The organism is Lysinibacillus sp. PWR01 (assembly GCF_043359455.1).
GTDB classification, from domain to species: domain Bacteria; phylum Bacillota; class Bacilli; order Bacillales_A; family Planococcaceae; genus Lysinibacillus; species Lysinibacillus fusiformis_F.
In genome coordinates this window covers 54,408-63,594 of sequence record NZ_JBHERJ010000004.1, presented here as the reverse complement: position 1 = coordinate 63,594, position 9,187 = coordinate 54,408, and the positions used below count along the sequence as shown (strand labels likewise).

The window sequence follows — 9,187 nt, the reverse complement described above, 5'->3', positions numbered from 1 at the left end:
CCCTTGATTTGTGTAAAAACAAATCAAGGGCTTTATTCTATCACTTATAACCAGCCTTTTGTAACACCTGCATGAAATAAAAACGATACGTATTTTTGACGAATGTTTCTAGTGATAGCCCTACATTCACTTGATATTTTGTAAATAAAAAATAAAATCGTTTATCCCACTTTAGGCGTAATAACTCGCCTGCCTCTTCCCCATACTTCGTTGTAAATTCTTCAATCAAAGGTTCGACCATCTCATAACAATAGTCTTTTAAATTGGCCAGTGCTTCAATATCTTTATCCCTTTGAAAGCGTATAATCCAATCTTCTAATTGCTCATCCATATTCGCACGCCATCCTTTTATTCAGAGTTTCTTCCTATTAAATTATACTCCTTTTTTGGAGAATCGGAAAAAGAACAATTATTCGAATAGATTTCACTCATCAATAGGGCGATTCCAACGTAGATGATAGTGAACAAACCTCTTTTTCGTTTCTTTATCGAATACTAGAAATCTATCACCAGCTTGAATGACATAACTAGTCTCTAATGTCCGTACACCTGGCTGTTGTTGCTGTGAATTAATGACACCAATATTATTTTCCCACAATACTTGATGTTTGTTCATATCATAAAGCAATAGCATGTGTTCAGCACTTTCTCGCTGTGTTTGTCGATAAGAAACAAGCGCTGTTTTTTCTACGATATCCACATCGACCACTTTTGGCTCTAAATTTTCATAGGCTTGAATGGCTGGCTCTGTTAGGACAGCTTGACTAAAATCTCGAATGGCCTGATCATCCTCTACAAGCAGTGGATGTGTAGCAAAATAACCCGGCAACTCGGTTTCAATGAAAAAACGGGCAGATAGGTAATCTTGAGCCTTCGCCTCCTCACTTAATGCTTTACCATCAAAGCGATAGAATTTACCATCGACCCCTTCCAAATATAAATTGTTCTCTAGGACAGCCATTTGATGTGCATTATTACTCAATATCGCTATTAAGGATGGATGTTGCTTTCGAAAATCTTTTTCAGAAAGTATTTCTTTGCCTGTTTCCATATCTAACAATGACAATTGACCAAACTCATCATCACGATGATGGATAAGAAGACCACCCATAAATTTCCCAATCAGTGTTTCTTTATAGGAAGCTGATTTTGTCCATTGCTTTTCACCCGTTTGTAAATTCACAGCTACTAGGAGATGGTGTGCAATTAAATGCGTAATTCCATTCGATGTCCCATTATTTTCCGAACCTTGCACCATTTGGACAGCAATGCTTTGTGAATCATCTGTATAAATCGGAGAATCTGATTTAATTGGAAAGCCTCTCCCCGCTAAGCCAAAAACAATCATTAAGAGATGACTGACCAATAAAAAAGCAATGAGCAAAATGCTAGAAGTAACGAGTCGTTTACGTTTCATGACGATAAACAATAACAGTATAAATCCTATGCCTAGCACAATACATAAAAAAATATCGTGGATGAGCCAACCATTTAAGCGCCATGAATACATATATCGTTGCAGAAATTGTTCCACTTCTCTACCCCCTCAAACAACCATTAACTAAAATCTGAATAAAGCACATAACGGTCACATACCAAGCATTGAAACAAATACCCTTGATGATGACCATTGTTCATTAAGGATGCAGAAAGTTCTTCTTTCGGAAACCCTGTATAATTGTCAAATTGATCCTCAATTCCTAGCTCCACTATATCACTCCAACCAACATAACCAATAAATGCACAGTAGTCAGAGCAATGTGCCACCCAATTATTCCCCTGCCAGCTCACATAACCTGGCGTGCGATACAGTACTTCTTGTGCCAATAAAGGATTGGTAATCTGCTCATCATACAGTAAATCTTGCTGAAAAGAGCCATCATATTTTTGCGCTGCATCCCCACTGTGAATACAAGTAGGACAGAGATAATCAACATCCTCAATTGCGTAAATGCCTCCTGTATAATAAACATCCACTTGCTGTTGGCAACAATCACAGACAACGACCTCATCTGTTTCAAATATTTTCGCCTCAAGCGGTTTGGGGACATATTTAAACGTTGGGATAATCGTTTGTGTTGGCTGATGATCTCTTATTTTTCGTGGCAACAGAGGATTCACCGAATTTGCTTGATTTATGTAGGTTTGGAGAACACCATATTTTTTTCGATCTTTTTTATCGTCTTTATTCATAATGACAGTAAATAACCGATAAGCCTCTGGATACATTCTAAGTAAACAGTAAACCTCTACTAATATCCTTAACGTTTCTTCTGTTTGTTGAACCTGCTTTAATTGATCTTTAAAAATATGCATTTGATTAATGGTTATCGGATTGGAAGGATTAAATGTTTGTCTTAGATCATGCCATTCCTCAACAATCGTCATAAAAAATAGGCCTCCTTCTCATTTGCTATTTGGTAAAAGAATAATCTTTAATCATTTGGCAAATTTCCACTTTATAATTTGTGTACCATTTGTCTTTACCCAATTGTTGTGCCGTCAAATGCTTGGCATTGTCTTTCCATGCTTGGATAGCCTCTAGCGATTCCCAATAAGACACCGTTATGCCCTTTCCTTCCTCGTTTCTGACACTTTCCACACGAAGGAAACCAGGTTGTTGCTGTGCTAAGGCATCGATGAGGTCAGCCATCTTGCCATAGCCTTCCCCATCTTGTTTAGTTCTTTGCGATGTAAAAATCACTGCATAATATGTTTCCATTTATTTCTCCCCCTCTATTACTTTTATTGTAAACGATAATGACTTTGACTAAAATCTAAATATAGGAAACTGAAAGGATTGTGACATATGGGAATTAATCCAAACATGGCAGAAGTAGCAGCACTTCTTGGTGAAACGTCAAGGGCAACCATTCTTGCTAGTATGATGGACGGCCGTTTTCATACGGCTAGTGAACTGGCATATATGGCTGCTATCAAGCCACAAACTGCTAGCTTCCATCTTGCTAAATTAGTAGAAGGAAAGCTGATAAAAGTTGAAAAACAGGGCAGACATCGTTATTTTCAATTGGCTGATGAGGACATTGCTCAATTTTTAGAGTCATTCCTAGCTATCTCACCACCACCTGAAATACGTTCATTAAAGCAATCAAGCCAAATCAAATTATTGCAGGATGCTAGAACTTGCTATGATCATCTTGCTGGTAAATTGGGTGTCCAATTAACGGAATCGATGATGAATGCAGGTTATATAAAACTAGACGACAAGCAATTTATCCTGACAGATGAAGGCACATTATTTTTCACCACATTCGGAATCGATTTAGCTGCTTTAAAGAGAAAACGACGCTCCTTTTCTCATGCCTGTTTAGATTGGAGTGAACGGCGTTATCATTTAGCTGGTGCACTAGGCAGCGAGCTATTAAATCAATTTTTCAACCTCGATTGGCTTATACGTGTTCCCTCTATTCGCGCCATTAAAGTGACAGAGAAAGGTAAAATAGGCTTTAAAGAGGTCTTTCATTTAGATTTGTAAAATAGAAAAGGGCTCTGAGTTATCTCCTAGCCCTTTTCTTTACTAAAAGTACGATTTACTAAATAAATGCCCATGATGATGAATAAGCCGCCAACCATTAAGGATGGTTTTAACGGTTCATTTAATAACACCCAGCCTGTTAATACACCAAAAAATGGCGCTAAAAATAAATAGGCACTTGTTTTCCCTGGATCACTGTTTTGCAGAAGATAATACCAGCCCGCAAATTGAATGATGGAGGAAAAAATACTAAGCCACAACAAAATAATTAATGATTGTTTATTCACAATAAAAAATGGTTGCTCTAACAAGACACTCCCAAGTAAAAGGAGTAAGCCGCCAAACAACATCTGGTAAGCCGATAAAGTCCACGTATCAAATAATACGCCCCATTTTTTCACTAATAGGGTGGCAATGGCCCAAAAAACAGCAGATAGCAAGCCAAAAAGGATACCTATTTTCAATTCAACTTGTGCCCCCATCGTGATGATCACGCCGATTAAGCCAAACAATACTCCTATCCATTGATAGACATGGTAGCGCACTTTCATAAAAATGGTGGCAAAAATCACAACTAGTAATGGGTTTGTAAATGTTAATATAGAAGATTCACTTGCTGTGATGGTGCGTAGACTTAAAAAAATACATCCCATCACACCTGCCGTTTGAAAGGACCCGATCATGCATAACTTGAACCATTCTTTCTTTGCAATAGGATGAGGTCTCTTCAAGATGATCACAACGATAGCCATGATTATACCTGCCAATATAAAACGGAGTGCAGCCAATAATAAAGGCGAGGCATATGGTAAACCTAATTTAACAATGGCAAATGATGAACCCATTAAAAAGGTCGTTACTACTAATAAAGCAATAAATTGATAATTTTTCATAAAATAGCTCCTTATCTGATAGAATAATCGCTCTATGTTGATTATAATCAGGAAGTATTTCCATGCTTATCGAAGTATGGATTACAACTATCATTAAAGATAGAATGAGACTATACATATCTAAAGGAGGAAATAGCGATGCATTATAGTGCAAAGCAGCCTAGAAGTAGCTTATTACCATCCATACTTTTTTGTGGGACATTCCTATTGATTACTTTAGGAGATAATTTCATCCTTACCCTTTTATTGAGTCTCTCATTGTTACTTTGTTTGGCAGGTCTCCTAGTACAATATGATTTACTAATCAAAGAAAATGAAATCGAGTATACCATCTCTCTTTGTAAGGTCGTACTATTTTCAAAGTATCTGCAAGCACAGCAAATAAAGCAAATACTGTTTAAGCGCTATGGATGGGCAACACCGGGTGCAACGATTATCACAAAAGGCTTCAACTTACGTATTGTCTATTTCAAACCGAAAGATGTGATAACACATTTGGATCATTTTGCTCAATTGAATCATTTAGCTATCAGAAAAACGAAAGATTTTAGAAGACTACGTAAGGAAGAAATCAATTAAAGGGATAGGATTTAAAAAATCTTACCTCCAAAAAGCAAAGAGGTAAGATACTATTGATCATTTGTTTTGCATAAACAATCTGACGTTTTCTGCGATTTCCGGCGATTTTGTATGGTGTAAGTAATGATCCCCATCCAATGTGATTACTTTGCCATAAACTGAATGCTTGACTTGTTCTTCATGGAGTGGTATCCAGTTTTTTTCAACACCCTCACTATTTGCTTGGACAAATAATAGAAGGGGTAAATCTTTAGGGAATGTAAGATTTTTTGCTGCGGTAAATTTTTTGTAAATACTTTCTAATTCATTAGAAGTACTTGTATTATAAAAGTTTTTGAGTGTAATCATCCTTATTTGCTCTTTTGTGTCATCATCATACGGAAGACCTGCATAGGGATCATCTGTAAATTTTATAAGAATTCTTGCAATCCCTGATTTTTTTAGAAGTTGTAATGACTTGATTGGAAACTTCGTGTCCATCCCATCCTGCGTAGGTACACTGCTATCAATCCCGACAAATCCAGTTACTTCATTCCGATATTTATTGACATAATCCAGCCCATAGATGCCTGCTATCGAGTGTCCCATGAGCATATACCGATCAATCTTTAACTCCTGTAAAGCTTCATGAATCTCACTAACTATGTTCTCTGTGCTTCGTTCTTTAGCAGTATCCTCACTTAAGCCATAACCAAAGGGCTCTACGGAGACGATCTTATAATAAGGAGCTAGTTCATCTATCAGTGGCTTGAAATCAAGCGTTGGTGCTGCAGTTCCGAAGCCTGGTAGCAGTACGATGGTTTCAGTACCCTTGCCTTGGATGGTGATATTCATCTTTTCCCCATTAACAGAGACGAGCTGACCATAGGGTTCTATTTTTCCTTGCTCTATTTTGTTGCAAACAATGTTTACTGTAAAAACAATAGCAAGTAGCACCACAATTGTTACACCGATGACCGCCATTGATTTCAGTAAAACACGCGTAAATTTTTTCATGTTTGATGCACGAGGGGGATTCACCTTTACCCGTGCCTCCCTCCTTTACTACGATTATTCCAGCTACTTTTAAGCTGTTAGTATTAATATAAAGGAGGAAGATGTCTTCCGAATGACGACAATATGAACGCAAGATGAACAACAAAAAAATGTTACGATATCCCTATAGGAGTCGTAACATTATCCCTTTAATTTAAGGTAAAAGGTAATCTGACAATGATTGTCGTTCCTCGTCCAAGCTCACTCTCTACTTGAATTTCTCCTTGATGTAGCGAGACGATTTGTTTCACGATAGCAAGTCCCATTCCACTGCCTTCATATTTGTGACTATGTGAACGATCAGCCTTAAAAAATCGCTCAAATATACGTTTCTGATCCTCTAAAGAAATCCCAATGCCCCTATCCGTTATTCGCACTGTCACATGATCAGCATGTTGCTTCATGCTGATCTCAATCGTATCATGAGCATTTGAAAATTTAATACTATTCGTAAGAATATTTGTCCATACCTGATGTAATTGATCGTAATCAGCCATGAGGCGAACAGCCTTCAAATTAAGCTCAAAATCGATGTTGCGAGAAGACCATTGCGGCTGGATCGAGACAATGACACGTCTAATTTGCTCATCTAGGTTGAACCTATCAAGATGCATGGGCTTTGTCTTTGATTCTAGTAAGCTCAGCTTTAAGAGGCTATCACTCATCTTGGACATTCGATTGGCTTCTGAAATGATAATATCAAGATAACGGCTTTTCTCGTCGTCCGTTACATCGACTTGCTTTAGTGCTAACGCGTAGCCAGAGATGGAGGTAAGTGGAGACTGCACCTCATGGGATACGTTCGATACAAAATCTCTCCTCATTTGCTCTAGCTGCTGTAACTCCTCCGCCATGTCTTCAAAGCTTTTAGCCAACGTCCCTAGCTCTCCTGATTGCTTAATGTTTAGCTCTACATTGAAGTCGCCACCAGCAATATGTTTAGTTGCTTGTGTTAGCTTTTTGATTGGCTTCACTAGAAACATCGCTGCTACTAAAAACACAATACTTCCTATAACAAGGGCATAGGTAGCAAAATTCAAAATCAACTTTATGGAAAAAGAGGTAGAAGGTAAAGATATAGGCTGGATAAACATCGCTTTTGTTCCCATTTCAGTTGTTAGAGGTATGCCAACCAGAATAGATGAAATGCCCCCAGGATTGACTTGAATGACCTCTCCAGCCAGCACAGTTTGCACTTGTGCCATGGTTACAGGAGCCAGTTCATCGTCAGGAAGCTTTCCGTAAGACGTAAAATGCCCCGTTTCTTCATAAATGCGAATATGATAGGATTCAAGCTGATGCATATCACGAATGAAACGATCTGCTTCATTAAACGGTAATGTGTCAAAAATTTGTACCATGTCTTGACCAAAATTCAGTAAGGGAATTTGTAAGTTTTCATTCAATTTATCTTTAAATACCCATGTTGCCATGAAAAAGGAGATAACAGTTCCTCCAATGACAGCAACTAAAAAGATTAAAACGACGCGTGTATATAAAGATTTAATCATTCATCAACCTCAAGCCTATAGCCAAGACCCCTTATTGTTTCGATATGAAAATCAGTTATCGTGTTGAAGCGCTCGCGCAGGCGCTTAATATGTACATCAATGGTTCGATTATCTCCCGCATAATCAATCCCCCAAATTTGATCGATTAGTTGTTCCCGTGTATAGACTTGCCCAGGTGTTTCCGCAAGCTTATATAATAATTCAAATTCCTTGAGTGGCAGTGAAATGGCATCTGTCCCTCTCATGATTTTATAGGTCTGACGGTCCAGCGTGATTTGACCAAGTTGTATCGTCTGCGAATGACCAATCCTGTAGCGCTTTAAAAGCGCCTTTACACGTACCGTCAGCTCTAACGGGTCAAATGGCTTCGTTAAATAGTCATCTGTTCCGAGCTCAAAGCCCTTCACTTTTTCCCATGTTTCTCCTCTTGCTGTCAGCATCAGTAAGGGCAGATCTGTATTCATTTTGCGTAGCTCCTTACATAGTGTCCAGCCATCCATCGTTGGCATCATAATATCCAGTACAACAAGATCGATTGGCGTTGAGCGATAGAGGGCTAGCGCTTCTTTGCCATCTCCAGCCTCTATGGTCGTGAACCCGTCTTTGCGTAGAAAAAGGCAAACAAGTTCACGAATGTTCACATCATCATCCGCTACAAGTATCGTTGGCATACTTTCGTTCCCCTCTTTTCCAATGTATTATTCACACACATTATACTATATAACTAATGTACTTCTCCCCTACCAATAGCTTATTTCCTTAAAGTAAAAAAACCCCTCCTTTATATGAAAAAATATAAAGGAAGGTTTCTAATCAAGCAATTAGCTTTGCAAACCACGCGACATAATGCGCGCCAGGAATCAATAATAACTGTGCCACAATGGTTCCTAAAAATCTGGAAAACATCATCATAACGGACATTCTTTTTAAGTCGAGATAACTTCCTCTCTTATTGATAACATCATCGGCCAGAATGGATATTTTAGGGTCAATAAACAGGATCAATAGAATCGTTGCAATACCATTGATTAATCCAGATGCCATGACAGCAGTAGTCTTTAGTTCTGGTACTAATAATGTGGCATATAAAGCGGATAAAACGCCAATGGTATAGATAGCTGTAATGATAATATTGATGATGAATAATTTAATTGGTATATCCCCTAGACGAATGCCTTTTAAATAACTAAAACTTGGTTTATGAATATGCTTAATACCTCGTCTTATATAGTCCAACGTAAAGCCCTTTTTCATTAAAGCGGGAATGGAACCTCTTTCCTCAGCCAAATGGACGATAGCCCTTGAAAAAATAGCTATAAAGGTGGGGATGAGTAAGATTCCTACTATTGTTCCAAGCGAAGCCGCTCCAATAATGAGTCGAAATTGGTGCTCTACAAATGTCATCGCATTATCTGCAGGTGCTGTATCAACAAGGCTTCCTGTGAATGGTTGTTGCATCATATTTGCTAACCTTGACACCATGACCATTACATTAAAAAGAGATAAAGCCGAAGCTAGTAATTTGACACGTGCTCCTGATAGACGTACTGCATAGGCAAGCGTTTCAATGGCATGAATGATTAAAATAAATAAAGCAATCATGATTAATTTTTCTGTTATTAAATCCACATATGTACCTACTCTTCGCTTTCCTACACTTTAACATTGGGACG

At 38.1% G+C, this 9,187-nt stretch carries 11 protein-coding genes; 2 read left to right on the top strand and 9 right to left on the bottom strand.

The annotated features are described in order from the left end of the window. Positions 1-40: 40 nt before the first annotated feature. The 4 genes from ACEVFT_RS00550 to ACEVFT_RS00535 all read right to left on the bottom strand — a co-directional run bounded on the left by ACEVFT_RS00550 (position 41) and on the right by ACEVFT_RS00535 (position 2,722). The gene (locus ACEVFT_RS00550; protein ID WP_393947557.1) at positions 41-331 is read right to left on the bottom strand and encodes a hypothetical protein; all 291 of its coding nucleotides are present in this window, start codon (positions 329-331) and stop codon (positions 41-43) included. A 93-nt stretch (positions 332-424) separates the two neighbouring features. Then, positions 425-1,534: a PA2928 family protein gene (locus ACEVFT_RS00545; RefSeq protein ID WP_205444029.1), complete on the bottom strand. Its 1,110-nt coding sequence runs from the start codon at positions 1,532-1,534 to the stop codon at positions 425-427. A 23-nt stretch (positions 1,535-1,557) separates the two neighbouring features. Beyond that, entirely contained in the window at positions 1,558-2,388 is an 831-nt protein-coding gene (locus ACEVFT_RS00540; protein WP_393947555.1) for a CbrC family protein, read from the bottom strand. Positions 2,389-2,413: 25 nt separating this feature from the next. Beyond that, positions 2,414-2,722, bottom strand: coding sequence for an antibiotic biosynthesis monooxygenase family protein (locus ACEVFT_RS00535; protein WP_205444031.1), 309 nt, complete (start codon positions 2,720-2,722; stop codon positions 2,414-2,416). An 87-nt stretch (positions 2,723-2,809) separates the two neighbouring features. Between ACEVFT_RS00535 and ACEVFT_RS00530 the strand changes: the two genes are divergently transcribed. Beyond that, the gene (locus tag ACEVFT_RS00530; protein WP_393947553.1) at positions 2,810-3,496 is read left to right on the top strand and encodes an ArsR/SmtB family transcription factor; all 687 of its coding nucleotides are present in this window, start codon (positions 2,810-2,812) and stop codon (positions 3,494-3,496) included. 26 nt (positions 3,497-3,522) lie between these two features. Here ACEVFT_RS00530 and ACEVFT_RS00525 read toward each other — a convergent pair whose 3' ends face one another. Then, entirely contained in the window at positions 3,523-4,389 is an 867-nt protein-coding gene (locus tag ACEVFT_RS00525; protein WP_393947551.1) for a DMT family transporter, read from the bottom strand. Between the two features lie 138 nt (positions 4,390-4,527). Here ACEVFT_RS00525 and ACEVFT_RS00520 point away from each other — a divergent pair, with 138 nt between their 5' ends. Continuing rightward, entirely contained in the window at positions 4,528-4,968 is a 441-nt protein-coding gene (locus ACEVFT_RS00520; protein ID WP_393947550.1) for a hypothetical protein, read from the top strand. Positions 4,969-5,025: 57 nt separating this feature from the next. On the opposite strand, the gene ACEVFT_RS00515 is transcribed toward ACEVFT_RS00520, so the two are convergent. The 4 genes from ACEVFT_RS00515 to ACEVFT_RS00500 all read right to left on the bottom strand — a co-directional run bounded on the left by ACEVFT_RS00515 (position 5,026) and on the right by ACEVFT_RS00500 (position 9,116). Continuing rightward, positions 5,026-5,964, bottom strand: coding sequence for an alpha/beta fold hydrolase (locus ACEVFT_RS00515; RefSeq protein ID WP_393947548.1), 939 nt, complete (start codon positions 5,962-5,964; stop codon positions 5,026-5,028). 188 nt (positions 5,965-6,152) lie between these two features. After that, entirely contained in the window at positions 6,153-7,514 is a 1,362-nt protein-coding gene (locus tag ACEVFT_RS00510; protein ID WP_393947546.1) for a sensor histidine kinase, read from the bottom strand. After that, entirely contained in the window at positions 7,511-8,185 is a 675-nt protein-coding gene (locus ACEVFT_RS00505; RefSeq protein WP_205444040.1) for a response regulator transcription factor, read from the bottom strand. Before ACEVFT_RS00505 ends, ACEVFT_RS00510 begins: the two co-directional genes overlap by 4 nt. A gap of 142 nt (positions 8,186-8,327) precedes the next feature. Continuing rightward, positions 8,328-9,116, bottom strand: a complete 789-nt coding sequence (locus ACEVFT_RS00500) for a lipid II flippase Amj family protein (RefSeq protein WP_342443746.1) — start codon at positions 9,114-9,116, stop codon at positions 8,328-8,330. Between the last annotated feature and the right edge of the window lie 71 nt (positions 9,117-9,187).

Coding starts and splice junctions, on each gene's coding strand:
- ACEVFT_RS00520 (WP_393947550.1), top strand. CDS start 4,528: ATGCATTATAGTGCAAAGCAGCCTAGAAGTAGCTTATTACCATCCATA.
- ACEVFT_RS00510 (WP_393947546.1), bottom strand. CDS start 7,514: ATGATTAAATCTTTATATACACGCGTCGTTTTAATCTTTTTAGTTGCT.
- ACEVFT_RS00505 (WP_205444040.1), bottom strand. CDS start 8,185: ATGCCAACGATACTTGTAGCGGATGATGATGTGAACATTCGTGAACTT.
- ACEVFT_RS00535 (WP_205444031.1), bottom strand. CDS start 2,722: ATGGAAACATATTATGCAGTGATTTTTACATCGCAAAGAACTAAACAA.
- ACEVFT_RS00500 (WP_342443746.1), bottom strand. CDS start 9,116: ATGATTGCTTTATTTATTTTAATCATTCATGCCATTGAAACGCTTGCC.
- ACEVFT_RS00530 (WP_393947553.1), top strand. CDS start 2,810: ATGGGAATTAATCCAAACATGGCAGAAGTAGCAGCACTTCTTGGTGAA.
- ACEVFT_RS00515 (WP_393947548.1), bottom strand. CDS start 5,964: ATGAAAAAATTTACGCGTGTTTTACTGAAATCAATGGCGGTCATCGGT.
- ACEVFT_RS00540 (WP_393947555.1), bottom strand. CDS start 2,388: ATGACGATTGTTGAGGAATGGCATGATCTAAGACAAACATTTAATCCT.
- ACEVFT_RS00550 (WP_393947557.1), bottom strand. CDS start 331: ATGGATGAGCAATTAGAAGATTGGATTATACGCTTTCAAAGGGATAAA.
- ACEVFT_RS00525 (WP_393947551.1), bottom strand. CDS start 4,389: ATGAAAAATTATCAATTTATTGCTTTATTAGTAGTAACGACCTTTTTA.